At 34.4% G+C, this 14635-nt stretch carries 12 protein-coding genes; 9 read left to right on the forward strand and 3 right to left on the reverse strand.

Features of this window, described 5'->3' with window-relative positions:
• Window positions 1-181: 181 nt before the first annotated feature.
• Window positions 182-1555 carry a MocR-like pyridoxine biosynthesis transcription factor PdxR gene (pdxR, locus tag JVU85_RS10425; protein WP_002509394.1) on the reverse strand — a complete coding sequence of 458 codons (1374 nt, stop codon included), beginning with the start codon at window positions 1553-1555 and terminating at the stop codon, window positions 182-184.
• Window positions 1556-1652: 97 nt separating this feature from the next.
• Here pdxR and pdxS point away from each other — a divergent pair, with 97 nt between their 5' ends.
• Window positions 1653-2540 (forward strand): pyridoxal 5'-phosphate synthase lyase subunit PdxS, encoded by an 888-nt coding sequence (pdxS, locus tag JVU85_RS10430; RefSeq protein ID WP_002509395.1) that lies wholly within the window; start codon window positions 1653-1655, stop codon window positions 2538-2540.
• Between the two features lies 1 nt (window position 2541).
• Window positions 2542-3117: a pyridoxal 5'-phosphate synthase glutaminase subunit PdxT gene (gene pdxT, locus JVU85_RS10435; RefSeq protein ID WP_103388474.1), complete on the forward strand. Its 576-nt coding sequence runs from the start codon at window positions 2542-2544 to the stop codon at window positions 3115-3117.
• A 114-nt stretch (window positions 3118-3231) separates the two neighbouring features.
• Here the strand turns inward: pdxT and JVU85_RS10440 are convergent, their stop codons facing one another.
• On the reverse strand, window positions 3232-3420 hold the full coding sequence (locus tag JVU85_RS10440; RefSeq protein WP_002509397.1) for a hypothetical protein: 189 nt from the start codon (window positions 3418-3420) through the stop codon (window positions 3232-3234).
• Window positions 3421-3798: 378 nt separating this feature from the next.
• Window positions 3799-5013 (reverse strand): NupC/NupG family nucleoside CNT transporter, encoded by a 1215-nt coding sequence (locus tag JVU85_RS10445; RefSeq protein WP_002509398.1) that lies wholly within the window; start codon window positions 5011-5013, stop codon window positions 3799-3801.
• Between the two features lie 157 nt (window positions 5014-5170).
• Here JVU85_RS10445 and JVU85_RS10450 point away from each other — a divergent pair, with 157 nt between their 5' ends.
• The 7 genes from JVU85_RS10450 to gltX all read left to right on the forward strand — a co-directional run bounded on the left by JVU85_RS10450 (window position 5171) and on the right by gltX (window position 14554).
• On the forward strand, window positions 5171-5632 hold the full coding sequence (locus JVU85_RS10450; protein ID WP_142019899.1) for a CtsR family transcriptional regulator: 462 nt from the start codon (window positions 5171-5173) through the stop codon (window positions 5630-5632).
• Window positions 5633-5650: 18 nt separating this feature from the next.
• Complete coding sequence (locus tag JVU85_RS10455; RefSeq protein WP_204172516.1) at window positions 5651-6208, forward strand: UvrB/UvrC motif-containing protein; 558 nt, start codon at window positions 5651-5653, stop codon at window positions 6206-6208.
• A complete protein-coding gene (locus JVU85_RS10460) occupies window positions 6201-7211 on the forward strand; it encodes a protein arginine kinase (protein WP_204172518.1) in 1011 nt (336 codons plus the stop codon). Before JVU85_RS10455 ends, JVU85_RS10460 begins: the two co-directional genes overlap by 8 nt.
• A gap of 13 nt (window positions 7212-7224) precedes the next feature.
• Window positions 7225-9696, forward strand: coding sequence for an ATP-dependent Clp protease ATP-binding subunit (locus tag JVU85_RS10465; protein ID WP_204172519.1), 2472 nt, complete (start codon window positions 7225-7227; stop codon window positions 9694-9696).
• 530 nt (window positions 9697-10226) lie between these two features.
• The gene (radA, locus tag JVU85_RS10470; protein WP_204172520.1) at window positions 10227-11594 is read left to right on the forward strand and encodes a DNA repair protein RadA; all 1368 of its coding nucleotides are present in this window, start codon (window positions 10227-10229) and stop codon (window positions 11592-11594) included.
• 64 nt (window positions 11595-11658) lie between these two features.
• The gene (locus JVU85_RS10475; RefSeq protein ID WP_103388468.1) at window positions 11659-12720 is read left to right on the forward strand and encodes a PIN/TRAM domain-containing protein; all 1062 of its coding nucleotides are present in this window, start codon (window positions 11659-11661) and stop codon (window positions 12718-12720) included.
• Between the two features lie 376 nt (window positions 12721-13096).
• Window positions 13097-14554 carry a glutamate--tRNA ligase gene (gene gltX / locus JVU85_RS10480; protein WP_002509405.1) on the forward strand — a complete coding sequence of 486 codons (1458 nt, stop codon included), beginning with the start codon at window positions 13097-13099 and terminating at the stop codon, window positions 14552-14554.
• Window positions 14555-14635 lie beyond the last annotated feature (81 nt).

Here is a 14635-nt window from a genome sequence, read left to right on the forward strand (position 1 = left end):
CCGAGAGGTCTCTTTTTTTATGTTGAAAAATATACAAACTAGACCGTAAGGTCTTTATTATAAAAGTAGAAAGTTACGAGGTAAAAAGGTATACAATTGCTGGAGCAATTGCATAAGTAGTACTAATGCATTGCATGCAAAGTACTACTTTAAATGCATTACATGTAAAGTACTACTAATCTTATTTTACAAAGGCATTAATCAATGCATCTGTATGACTTTGGAGTGCTGCTTTTGGTATACCTCCAAATCCAATGATAAATTTGGGTTGTGTCTCTTTTGGATTATATTGGTTCATTGGAACGACCTTTACTTGGTGATCAGACGCTTGTTTTAAGCATTCTTCTAATGTGCTACCGTTAGTAATAGTTAAGGTAAAATGCATTCCTGTTAATGCGCCTTCAATTTGTAATTGGTTTGCATAGGGTTTCAGTCGTTCTAAAATAAATTTGAGCTTATCACTATAAACAGTTCTCATTTTATTAAGGTGACGTTCAAAGCTGCCAGAGTGCATGAAATTCGCTACTAATTGTTGTAAATGCATTGGTACGGTATTACCTTCTTTGTACGGAAGTTGCTGATATCGTGTGAGTAATGGGTTAGGTAGAACGACATATGCAATTCGACAACTCGGATATAAAGATTTCGAGAAAGTACTAATATATATCACTTTATCTTTAGTATCTAGACTTTGTAAGGCCGGAATAGGTTTCCCGGAAAAACGAAACTCAGAATCATAATCATCTTCAATAATATAACGATTGTCATCTTTTTGAGCCCAATGAATCAGTTGGGTTCTTTTTTTTAGGTTCATGACATAACCAGTTGGAAACTGATGGGATGGCGTAACATAGGCAACATGATGCTTACTTTGTTTAAATGCGTCAATATCAATTCCAGTAGGTGTAACAGGAACTTGTAAATAAGGTATTTGTTTTTTATCCAACACTTGCTTAATTGGAGGATAACTAGGTTGTTCTATAATAAATGATTGATCATCTAAGATATCCGTTAATAAATTAATGAGTTGTTCAGTCGATGAACCGATAATAATTTGATTTGGATGGCTGGTCACGCCACGGCTATTAAATAAATAATGTGCTATTTCTTGTCTTAATTCTTTTAAGCCTTGTGAATCACGATGTTGTAGCAAAGCACGTTGATCATCTTCAAAGATATCACGCGCATGTCGTCTAAATTGTTGCATTGGAAAATATTCAGCGTCAATTTCTGCCATATTAAAAGCGTATTTGTGATGTATAGTCTCTTCGTTTTTTTCTTGATTATCGACATGGGGAGGTTGTGGTGTATCATTTTTATAAATAACAGGTAAAGATTCAATATCTGACACATAATAACCAGAACGCGGTTTAGCATAAATAAACCCTTCATCTAATAAAATTTGATAGGCATGTTCGATAGTAGTATTACTGACTGACAAATGTGCACCTAAAGCACGTTTAGAAGGGAATTTATCATCAGCATGATATTGACCTTCAATGATTTGTTGTTTTAAAGTTTCATAAAGATTGAGGTAAAGCGGTTGTTTCGGCATATAACTGACCCCTTAATTTTATTGAGAATTGTACCTTTTTAAATACCAGTTTATCTCTTAAAATGAATTTAATCAACTATGAAAAGGGGTAAGTAATATGTCAAAAATTACTGGATCAGATAGAGTAAAACGAGGGATGGCTGAAATGCAAAAAGGCGGCGTTATTATGGACGTTGTTAATGCAGAACAAGCTAGAATTGCTGAAGAAGCAGGCGCAGTTGCTGTAATGGCTTTAGAACGTGTGCCTTCTGATATTAGAGCTGCTGGTGGCGTAGCACGAATGGCTAATCCAAAAATTGTAGAAGAAGTAATGGAAGCAGTGTCTATCCCTGTAATGGCTAAAGCACGTATTGGTCATATTACAGAAGCACGTGTTTTAGAATCAATGGGCGTAGATTACATTGATGAATCTGAAGTGTTAACACCTGCAGATGAAGAATATCATTTATTAAAAGATCAATTCACAGTACCATTTGTTTGTGGTTGTCGTAACTTAGGAGAAGCAGCTCGCCGTATTGGTGAAGGTTCTGCGATGTTACGTACTAAAGGTGAACCAGGTACTGGTAATATAGTGGAAGCAGTTAGACATATTCGTCAAGTTAATTCAGAAGTAAGTCGTTTAACTGTAATGAATGATGATGAAATCATGACTGAAGCTAAGAATATTGGTGCACCATATGAAGTATTAAAATCAATTAAAGACAATGGACGTTTACCAGTTGTAAACTTTGCAGCGGGTGGTGTAGCAACACCTCAAGATGCTGCTTTAATGATGGAGTTAGGCGCTGATGGTGTCTTTGTTGGTTCAGGTATTTTTAAATCAGAAGACCCTGAAAAATTCGCAAAAGCCATTGTTCAAGCGACAACACATTATCAAGATTATGAATTAATTGGTCGTTTATCAAAAGAGCTAGGTACTGCTATGAAAGGTTTAGATATAAATCAACTTTCTTTAGAAGAACGTATGCAAGAGCGTGGTTGGTAATATGAAAATTGGCGTACTGGCATTACAAGGTGCAGTTAGAGAACATATTCGTCACATCGAACTGAGTGGACATGAAGGTGTAGCCATAAAACGTGTAGATCAATTAGATGAGATAGACGGTTTAATACTACCTGGTGGTGAGTCGACAACATTGCGTCGTCTAATGGACTTGTATGGATTTAAAGAAGCACTACAACAATCAACATTGCCAATGTTTGGTACTTGTGCAGGTTTAATTGTCTTAGCTAACGATATTGTTGGTGAAAGTGGTTATTTAAACAAGTTGAACATTTCAGTACAACGTAATTCATTTGGGCGTCAGGTAGATAGCTTTGAAGCTGAATTGGATATTCGTGGGATTGCTAAAGATATTGAGGGTGTGTTTATTCGAGCACCACATATTGAATCAGTGCAAGCAGGCGTAAACGTACTGTGTACAGTAGGTGAGAAAATTGTAGCGGTACAAGAAGGGCAGTATTTAGGAGTATCTTTCCATCCAGAATTGACGGATGATTACCGAGTAACACAATATTTCATTGACCATATTGTGCAAGGACAACAAACACACCAAGTATGACAAAATGTATTTAAGTCCATACAAAACTTTATATCATAGTGAAATAACATGTTAGAAGAGTATAAATAAAAAAGGACCTAGAACATTGCAATATGTTCTAGGTCCTTACATTTTTTATGCTGCTGAATATTTTTTATAAAGAACAAATGATGTCGTAGCTCCTGCAACTAATACAGATGTTAAAGATGCCACTTGTTTAATTATTTTCTTTTTACGTTTGGATGAAAATTCCAATTCCCTTTGTACTTGAATTTCAAAATCTTCTCGTGAATCAAAATTAATTACGTCATGAGCCATTTTCATGGAACATCTCCCCTTAATATATAATAATCAGTGCAGTATTTGAGTATTGTGTCAATTTAAAGTACTAATTGTAGTGCTTAATAGCTATAAAACAAAAGCGAAAGTACACGAACTATAGCTGTAAGTTAGAGTGTTACATTGTATAAATTGTGTTACTTCCTTTGAATTAAAATTTGATACTGCACTTCTTGTTCATAGGTATGAATAAATGCACCTACTTATTGAATGATACATGTTTAGATGTAAATTTACAAGTGGCAACTTTTTAATATGCTACACCTATTTAAAATGAAAACACACTCAACGATATTAGGCGATGAGTGTGTTTGTTAGGTTTGTTGTTGAAAAAATTGATTTAAGCTATTTTAAATTGTATCACTAAATAAAGAAGCCTGCGATTGCTGATGAAATGAATGAAACTAATGTAGCACCGAATAATAATTTCAAACCAAAGCGGGCTACCATGTCACCTTTTTCGTTATTTAATGATTTAATTGCACCGGAAATAATTCCGATTGAACTGAAGTTGGCGAAAGATACTAAGAAAACTGAAACGATACCTTTAGCATGCTCACTCATACCTTTAACTTCACTTAAACTTTGCATCGCAACAAATTCATTGGATAGTAGTTTTGTTGCCATAACAGAACCAGATTGTACTGCATCGCTCCAAGGAATACCAGCTAAAAATGCAAATGGCGCAAAGATAAAACCGATAATTGTTTGGAAGTCCCAATCAATTTGTCCACCTGACAAGCCTGAGAAGATACCGGCAACAAGTCCGTTAAGTAAAGCGATTATAGCAATGTACCCTATTAACATTGCACCAACGATTACAGCAACTTTAAATCCGTCTAAGATGTATTCTCCCAATACTTCAAAGAATGACTGTTTTGAAGCTTCACTTTCTTGCACAATTAATTTATCCTCTTTTTCATCCACACGATATGGATTGATGATAGAAGCGATAATAAAACCACCGAATAAGTTTAAGACTACTGCAGTAACAACGTATTTAGGTTCGATTAATGCAAAGTACGCACCAATGATAGACGCTGATACTGTAGACATAGCAGAAGCTGTTAATGTATATAAACGTTGTTTAGGTATGTATGCTAATTCTTTTTTTAGTGATATAAAAACTTCTGATTGTCCCAAAATAGCAGCGGCAACTGCGTTGTATGATTCTAATCGTCCCATGCCATTGATTTTAGAAATAAGAAATCCTAAAACATTAATAATCCATGGTAAAATTTTTGTATATTGTAAGATACCAATTAATGCTGAAATAAACACAATAGGTAATAAAACATTAAAGAAGAATGGAGGGTTTTCAGGATCTATATATTCAAATCCTCCAAATACAAAATTTACCCCTTCTGCTGCTTGTGCTAATAGATAATTAAAACCATTTGAAATACCACTAATAACAGTAATACCAAATTTTGTTTTAAGTAAGATAAAAGCAAAAACTAACTGTATCCCAAGTAACAAACCGACATAATTCCAACGTATATTTTTTCTGTCTGAACTAAACACAACGGCTAGTGCTAAAAATACTACGATACCAATTAAGCCAATAATAATATGCATATTGTTTTTCATCCCTTTAATTTTTTCTTAATATCTATAATACAATAAAAGTAATATAAGTAACATGGATTTTTAAAATTTTTAAATCATATTGGTTGAAAAAGGTCAAAGTTGGTCATATAATATAGTCAAAGAAGGTCAAAAAGAGGTGATAATCATGCACAATATGTCTGACATCATAGAGCAATACATTAAAAAATTATTTGAAGACTCCAATGAAGATGCTGTAGAAATTCAGCGCGCACATATAGCGCAACAATTTGATTGTGTACCTTCGCAACTTAATTATGTCATTAAAACACGTTTTACAAATAAACATGGTTATGAAATTGAAAGTAAACGAGGTGGCGGAGGCTATATTCGAATCACAAAAATTGAAAATAATGACGCAAGCGGATATATTAATCATCTACTCCAAATTATTGGTCCTTCAATATCTCAACAACAAGCGTACTATATTGTAGATGGCTTATTAGAAAAAGGTTATATTAGCGATAGAGAAGCTAAAATGATTAATGCAGTAGTAGATAGAGAAACATTAAAAATGGATGTAATAGCACGTGATATTATTAGAGCTAATATTATGAAAAGACTATTACCGATCATAAATTATTATTAAAAGAGCGAGGTGATTACCGTGTTGTGTGAGAATTGTCATTTAAATGAAGCCGAAGTTAAGGTAGCAGTAAAAGGAAAAGACGGTATTCAAGAAAAATGGGTATGTACCACTTGCGCTAAAGGGAACAACCCTTGGACACAAGATAGTCAAGTAGAACAACAAGATGATATAGAAGGTGCCTTTGTTGTAAAACAAATATTACAACACTTAGCAGCTAAACACGGTATCAATTTTGATGAAATTACGATTAAAGAAGCTAAACGTTGTCCAACATGTCAAATGTCTTTACGTGATATCGCACATGTAGGTAAGTTTGGCTGTGCACAATGTTACGAGACATTTAAAGAAGATATTGTAGATATTGTAAGACGTGTGCAAGGGGGTCAATTTGAACACACAGGTAAAACACCTCATTCGTCCCATAAAAAATTAGCGTTAAAAAAACAAATTGAAGAAAAAACCAACCATTTAACACAGTTAATTGAAGAACAAAACTTTGAAGAAGCTGCTATTGTCAGAGATGAAATCAAAGCATTAAAAGCAGACAGAGATAGCGAGGTGACACGTGATGAGTGATAAAGACTTAAATGCACATATGAGTGATTGGATGCGTGAAGGAACTGATTCACCAGTTATTATGTCATCAAGGATTAGATTGGCACGAAATTTAGAAAAACACGTGCACCCGTTAATGTTTCCATCTGAACAAGAAGGTTATAGAGTAGTTAATGAAGTTCAAGATGCGCTTCCCGAGTTAGCTGTACAACATTTAGATCAAATGGATCAACGCAGTAAATTTAAACTCGTTGCGAAACATCTTATTAGCCCTGAATTAATTAAACAACCAGCGGCAGCAGTGTTATTAAATGAAGATGAATCATTAAGTTTAATGGTCAATGAAGAAGATCACTTACGTATTCAAGCAATGGGCAATGATCTATCATTACAATCATTGTTTGAACAAGCTTCACAAATTGATGATCAGTTAGATGCTAAGTTAGACATCAGTTTTGATGAAACTTTAGGTTATTTAACAACATGTCCTACAAACATTGGTACAGGGATGCGTGCTAGCGTGATGCTACACTTACCTGGGTTATCCATTATGAAAAGGATGAACCGCATTGCACAGACTATTAATCGCTTTGGATTTACAATGCGTGGAATATATGGTGAAGGTTCACAAGTATATGGTCACATCTATCAAGTATCTAACCAATTAACGTTAGGTAAAACAGAAGCGGAAATTATCGATAGTTTAACTGAAGTAGTACAACAAATTATTAATGAAGAATTGCAAATTAGAGAACAGTTAAATCGTCATAATTACGTTGAAACACAAGATAGAGTATATCGTTCGTTAGGAATCTTAAAGTATAGTAGACTGATATCAATGGAAGAAGCTTCGTTTAGATTAAGTGAAGTTAAATTAGGGTTAGATTTAGGATATATCACACTTGAAGATTTTAAGTTCAATGAGCTGATGATTGCCATTCAGTCACCATTTTTAATAGATGATGAAGATGAAAAATCAGTGAATGAAAAAAGAGCTGATATCTTGAGAACATATATAAAATAGGAGGTCTCGTTTTATGTTATTTGGTAGATTAACTGAACGTGCGCAGCGCGTATTAGCACATGCACAAGAAGAAGCAATCCGTTTAAATCATTCAAATATAGGTACTGAGCATTTACTGTTAGGTTTAATGAAAGAACCAGAAGGTATTGCGGCCAAAGTGCTAGAATCATTTGAAATTACTGAAGAAAAAGTAGTCGAAGAAGTGGAAAAACTTATCGGACATGGACAAGAACAAATGGGCGCACTACATTATACACCAAGAGCTAAAAAAGTCATCGAATTATCTATGGATGAGGCGCGTAAGTTACACCATAACTTTGTAGGTACTGAGCACATCTTATTAGGACTTATTCGTGAAAATGAAGGTGTTGCAGCGCGTGTATTTGCAAACTTAGATTTAAATATAACTAAAGCACGTGCACAAGTAGTGAAAGCTTTAGGTAGTCCAGAAATGAACAATAAAAATGCACAGGCAAATAAATCTAATAACACGCCAACATTAGATAGTTTAGCACGAGACTTAACTGTCATCGCTAAAGATGGAACATTAGACCCAGTTATAGGAAGAGACCAAGAAATTACACGTGTCATTGAAGTGTTAAGTAGACGTACTAAAAATAATCCAGTACTTATTGGTGAGCCAGGTGTAGGTAAAACTGCAATTGCTGAAGGCTTAGCTCAAGCAATTGTTAACAATGAAGTACCTGAAACATTGAAAAATAAACGTGTCATGTCATTAGACATGGGTACAGTTGTTGCTGGTACAAAATATCGTGGTGAATTTGAAGAACGCTTGAAAAAAGTTATGGAAGAAATTCATCAAGCAGGTAATGTCATTCTATTTATCGATGAGTTACACACACTTGTAGGTGCAGGTGGCGCAGAAGGTGCTATTGATGCATCCAATATCTTGAAACCAGCTTTAGCTAGAGGCGAATTACAGTGTATTGGTGCAACTACATTAGATGAGTATCGTAAAAACATCGAAAAAGATGCAGCGTTAGAACGTCGTTTCCAACCTGTACAAGTAGATGAACCAACTGTTGAAGATACTGTAGAAATCTTAAAAGGATTACGTGATCGTTATGAAGCGCATCACCGCATCAACATTTCTGACCGAGCAGTTGAAGCGGCAGTACAATTAAGTAATCGTTATGTATCAGATCGTTTCTTACCGGATAAAGCGATTGACTTAATAGATGAAGCAAGTTCAAAAGTTCGACTCAAAAGTCATACAACACCACCAAATCTCAAAGAGATTGAACAACATATTGAACAAGTGAAAAATGAAAAGGATGCAGCTGTACATGCACAAGAGTTCGAAAATGCAGCTAATTTACGCGATAAACAAACAAAATTAGAAAAACAATATGAAGAAGCAACAAACAACTGGAAAAATGCCCAAAATGGCGAAAACACATCATTATTAGAAGAAGATATTGCAGAAGTAATTGCTGGTTGGACAGGTATCCCATTAACTAAAATTAATGAAACTGAATCACAACGCTTGCTTAACTTAGAAGATACGTTGCACGACAGAGTTATTGGACAAAAAGAAGCAGTTAATTCTATCAGTAAAGCTGTTAGACGTGCTAGAGCTGGCTTGAAAGATCCTAAACGTCCAATCGGTAGCTTTATTTTCTTAGGACCTACAGGTGTAGGTAAAACAGAATTAGCACGTGCATTAGCTGAGTCAATGTTTGGTGAAGAAGACGCAATGATTCGTGTTGATATGAGTGAATTCATGGAGAAACATGCTGTGAGTCGTTTAGTCGGAGCACCTCCAGGCTATGTTGGTCACGACGATGGTGGACAATTAACAGAAAAAGTTAGACGTAAGCCATATTCTGTTATTTTATTTGATGAAATTGAAAAAGCACATCCAGATGTCTTTAACATTTTATTACAAGTCCTTGATGATGGACATTTAACAGATACTAAAGGTCGTCGCGTAGATTTCCGTAATACTGTAATTATTATGACTTCAAACGTTGGAGCTCAAGAATTACAAGATCAGAAATTCGCTGGCTTTGGCGGTGCAGAAGAAGGACAAGATTATGAAACAATTCGTAAAACAATGTTGAAAGAATTGAAAAATGCCTTCCGTCCAGAATTCTTAAACCGTGTCGATGACATTATCGTCTTCCACAAATTGGATAAAGATGAATTGAAAGAAATTGTAACAATGATGGTTAATAAACTAACAGAACGTCTGTCAGAACAAGATATTAGCATCAGTGTTACTGATACAGCGAAGGAAAAAATTGCTGAAGAAGGCTATGATCCAGAATATGGTGCTAGACCATTAATCAGAGCTATTCAAAAAACGGTCGAAGATAACTTAAGTGAATTAATTTTAGATGGTAACAAAATCGAAGGTAAAGACGTAGTTATTGATCATGATGGTAAAGAATTTAAGTATGATATCAAAGATCGTGTAAATGAAACAGAAGAACAAGAACAAACAGAAACAACAGAATCTTAAGAGAATTCCGTGTGTAAGTTTGAAGGCTGGGACAAATTAATTATGTCTCAGCCTAATTTTATATTGCCAGTAGATGACTAAACATGCGTTTCAAATCATGCGTGTTTCAATTCGAGTCATCATTGTTGAGGTAGGGCGACGAAATCTTTTTAATAAAATTAGATTTCTGTCCTACTTCTTTTTTATGTAAACGTCGATGTAAGACGCTCAATTATAATACTTAGTTAATTCTGCGTTTGCTTACTTTAGTATTCAGCACACTGATTTATCTATAATATAGATACTATTTAGGCATAATAATAGTGTCTCAATTTATGACAGAATATGATAAAGTAGTAAAATGTGTAAGCGTGACATTGAATAGGAAATGTCATATTAATAACTGTTAGCTTTAAGAAATAATCAATGTAGGATTGACTAGTAAGTTAGATACGGTGATATAAGCCCTATGAATCACTTAATATTTTAATTGTTTTTACAGCAACAGAGGTATAGAATAGATTTGTTCAAGTAAAGTTGGAGGTGCAAATTTGGCCAAAAAGAAAGTGATATTTGAATGTATGGCTTGTGGCTATCAGTCTCCGAAATGGATGGGGAAATGTCCAAATTGTGGTGCGTGGAACCAAATGGAAGAGAGTATAGAGCAACAAGCCTCAAGCCCAAAACATGGCGTGAGAAGTAAGGATACTGCATCAAAAGTGCAGAAATTGAATGAAGTTAATAATGAAACGGCACCTAGAATAGAAAGTAAATCAACAGAGTTTAACAGAGTATTGGGTGGTGGCATAGTCAGTGGTTCGTTAGTACTTATTGGTGGTGATCCCGGAATTGGGAAATCAACGCTATTGTTACAAATATGTGCAGCGTTATCACAAAGCTATAATGTACTTTATATTACGGGGGAAGAATCATTAAATCAAACTAAGCTAAGAGCTGAACGTTTAGATGAAGATTCGAGTCAATTAAATGTATTTGCTGAAACGGATTTAGAGATTATTCATGAGACTGTGAAAAAAATGCAACCTGATTTGATTGTAGTAGACTCGATTCAAACGATATTCCACCCTGAAATTAGTTCGGCACCTGGCTCTGTGTCACAAGTAAGAGAAAGTACGCAAAGTTTGATGAATATTGCTAAGCAAATGAATATTGCGACCTTTATTGTAGGGCATGTAACTAAAGAAGGCCAAATTGCTGGACCGCGATTATTGGAACATATGGTAGATACAGTGTTGTATTTTGAAGGTGATGAACATCATGCCTATCGTATTTTACGTGCGGTCAAAAACCGTTTTGGTTCAACCAATGAAATGGGAATTTTTGAAATGAAACAAAGCGGACTAAAAGGTGTCAAAAACCCTTCAGAGATGTTTTTAGAAGAGCGTTCGACGAATGTGCCAGGTTCAACTATTGTATCAACGATGGAAGGGACAAGACCACTATTGATTGAAGTACAAGCATTAGTTACACCAACGACCTTTAATAACCCGAGACGTATGGCGACAGGTATTGATCATAATAGGCTTAGTTTATTGATGGCAGTGTTAGAGAAAAAAGAGAATTTTTTATTACAACAACAAGATGCATATATTAAAGTTGCTGGTGGTGTACGTCTAACAGAACCTGCTGTTGACTTAGGAATTATAATGGCTACGGCTTCTAGTTTTAAAGATTTAGCTGTTGATGGTCTCGATTGTTTCATCGGAGAAGTTGGACTTACTGGTGAAGTACGTCGTGTATCCAGAATCGAACAACGTGTACAAGAAGCTGCAAAGCTTGGTTTTAAAAGGGTTGTTATCCCTGAAACAAATATTGGAGGCTGGACTTTCCCTGATAATATTCAAGTTATCGGTGTTTCTAGCGTTCATGATGCATTAAAATATGCATTGAAACAATAAATATAAATAAGGAAAATGAATAGTACTGCCACCGATATGTAGTCACTATGGAAAGGAAGTATTATTGAATATGATAAGAGTCATTGTAATCTTGTGCTATGTCATATTAGGTGCAAGTTTGGGCGTCTATTTTATACCAGAAATTATAAATGATACAGGACTAAGTCATTATCCACTATTAAAAAATAGTTATTTTACTGGTCTATTAGGCATAGTTATTTTCTTCCTTTTGTTTGGGTGGTTTATACGAAAAATCGCCTTAGGCTTAAGAGAAGTTGAGCAAACGATTATGCGTCAAAGTGCAATTGAAATCTTATTTGCCACAATTGGTCTAATGATAGGACTATTAATTTCAGTTATGATTTCTTTTATTTTCCAAATAATTGGTAATAATGTATTAAATCATTTTGTACCGATTATTATTACTATTATATTAGGTTATCTTGGTTTCCAATTTGGCTTGAAAAAACGAGATGAAATGTTGTTGTTTTTACCTGAAAACATGGCGCGTTCGATGTCTATTAATGCTAGAAATGCAGTACCTAAAATTATTGATACGAGTGCCATTATCGATGGTCGTATTGTTGATATTATAAAATGTGGTTTTATTGACGGTGAAATATTAATACCACAAGGCGTTATAAATGAGTTGCAAATTATTGCTGATGCCAATGATAGTGTGAAACGAGAAAAAGGACAACGTGGATTAGATATATTAAATGAACTTTATGATACGGATCATCCGACACGCATCATCCATCCTACAAAATCACATAGTGATATTGATGCAATGCTCATTAAATTAGCTCAACATTATAGAGGTCATATTATCACGACTGATTTTAATTTGAACAAAGTATGTCATGTGCAAGGGATACAGGCATTAAATGTGAATGACTTATCTGAAGCAATTAAGCCAACTGTCCATCAAGGTGACCGTTTTAACTTATTATTAACGAAAATGGGCAAAGAAAGTGGACAAGCTGTAGGTTACTTAGATGACGGTACGATGGTCGTAGTAGACAATGCCAAAAAGCATATTGGAGAACATATTGATTTAGAAGTGATTAGTTTATTACAAACTTCATCAGGTCGTATTATTTTCGCCAAAAAAATTAGTGCATAATAAATTATAATCTATGTAATGCCATGTAATTGATAGGGTGTTACATAGATTTTTAATACATAGATATAGGCATGGTGTTATCAATTTATACTGTATCGTGCTACAATAGATAGCGAAAAATGCCTTTAGCTATGTATTGGCGAAGTAAGCTATTACTTCGATAATTATCTATAAATTAGAAAAAAGTGATAAGCAAAATATGCTGAGCTATGGTATTATTAATTAGAAAATATAACAAAGCATATTCATAGTTAATGGTGTGGGTATAGGTATAACAAGTATAAGTTGTTACAGCATGTTTCAACTTTTTTGATGTGCCGTCAATACGCACGCATGTTAATTGATAATATTAAAATGGTAAACAGGAGTGAACATAATGAGTGATCGCGTAAGAGTTAGATATGCCCCTAGTCCAACGGGCTATTTGCATATAGGTAACGCTAGAACAGCTTTATTTAACTATTTATTTGCAAAACATTATGATGGAGACTTTATTATTCGTATTGAAGATACAGATAGTAAACGTAATTTAGAAGATGGCGAATCTTCTCAATTTGATAACTTAAAATGGTTAGGCATTGACTGGGATGAATCAGTAGATAAAGATAAAGGCTATGGACCATACCGCCAATCAGAGCGTGCAGAAATTTATAATCCATTAATTCAACAATTATTAGACGAAGACAAAGCATATAAATGTTATATGACTGAAGAAGAATTAGAAGCTGAACGTGAAGAACAGATAGCAAACAATGAAATGCCACGTTACGGTGGAAAACACGCACATTTAACTGAAGAAGAAAGACAACAATTTGAAGCGGAAGGTCGTAAACCATCAATTCGTTTCAGAGTACCTAAAGATACGACATTTAAGTTTGATGATATGGTTAAAGGTGAAATTTCATTTGATTCCAATAATATAGGTGACTGGGTTATTGTGAAGAAAGATGGCGTGCCAACATATAACTTTGCAGTAGCAGTTGATGACCATTACATGGAAATTTCAGATGTTATTCGTGGCGATGACCACATTTCTAATACACCAAAACAAATTATGATTTATGAAACATTTGGTTGGGAAGTACCACGTTTTGCGCACATGTCATTAATAGTTAATGAAGAACGTAAAAAATTAAGTAAGCGCGATGGTAAAATTTTACAATTTATCGAACAATATCGTGATTTAGGTTATTTACCAGAAGCGTTATTTAACTTTATTACTTTGCTAGGTTGGTCACCAGAGGGCGAGGAAGAAATTTATTCTAAAGAAGAATTTATTAAGATTTTTGATGAACAACGTTTATCTAAATCACCTGCCTTCTTTGATAAACACAAATTAGCTTGGGTAAACAACCAATATATGAAGCAAAAAGATACTGAAACAGTATTTGAATTAGCTTTACCTCATTTAATTAAAGCTAACTTATTACCAGAACAACCAACAGAAGCAGACCTAGATTGGGGACGTAAATTAGTAGCGTTATATCAAAAAGAAATGAGTTACGCTGGAGAAATTGTTCCGTTATCTGAAATATTCTTCCGTGATGAGCAAGCACTAGGTGATGATGAACAAGAAATCATTGCTGGAGAACAAGTGCCAGAATTGATGGAACATTTATATAGCAAATTAGAAGCGTTAGAAGTCTTTGAAGCGACAGAAATTAAAAAAACAATTAAAGAAGTACAAAAAGAAACAGGAATTAAAGGTAAGCAATTATTTATGCCGATTCGTGTTGCGGTTACTGGGCAAATGCATGGACCGGAATTACCTAATACAATTGAAGTATTAGGTAAAGATAAAGTGTTAACAAGATTACAACATTACGTAAAATAAATCTGTGGCACTTAGAAACTTGAAATACAGTACGAGAACCCCTATGATAAGAATTGACAATGCAAAGGATTAGTAAGTAGT

Source organism: Staphylococcus sp. GDY8P72P, assembly GCF_016890655.1.
GTDB classification, from domain to species: Bacteria; Bacillota; Bacilli; order Staphylococcales; family Staphylococcaceae; genus Staphylococcus; species Staphylococcus arlettae.

What these genes read in the sequence shown, in the direction of transcription:
- JVU85_RS10450 (WP_142019899.1), top strand. Translation starts at nt 5,171, where the DNA reads ATGCACAATATGTCTGACATCATAGAGCAATACATTAAAAAATTATTT.
- JVU85_RS10440 (WP_002509397.1), bottom strand. Translation starts at nt 3,420, where the DNA reads ATGAAAATGGCTCATGACGTAATTAATTTTGATTCACGAGAAGATTTT.
- pdxS (WP_002509395.1), top strand. Translation starts at nt 1,653, where the DNA reads ATGTCAAAAATTACTGGATCAGATAGAGTAAAACGAGGGATGGCTGAA.
- JVU85_RS10465 (WP_204172519.1), top strand. Translation starts at nt 7,225, where the DNA reads ATGTTATTTGGTAGATTAACTGAACGTGCGCAGCGCGTATTAGCACAT.
- JVU85_RS10460 (WP_204172518.1), top strand. Translation starts at nt 6,201, where the DNA reads ATGAGTGATAAAGACTTAAATGCACATATGAGTGATTGGATGCGTGAA.
- pdxR (WP_002509394.1), bottom strand. Translation starts at nt 1,555, where the DNA reads ATGCCGAAACAACCGCTTTACCTCAATCTTTATGAAACTTTAAAACAA.
- gltX (WP_002509405.1), top strand. Translation starts at nt 13,097, where the DNA reads ATGAGTGATCGCGTAAGAGTTAGATATGCCCCTAGTCCAACGGGCTAT.
- pdxT (WP_103388474.1), top strand. Translation starts at nt 2,542, where the DNA reads ATGAAAATTGGCGTACTGGCATTACAAGGTGCAGTTAGAGAACATATT.
- JVU85_RS10445 (WP_002509398.1), bottom strand. Translation starts at nt 5,013, where the DNA reads ATGCATATTATTATTGGCTTAATTGGTATCGTAGTATTTTTAGCACTA.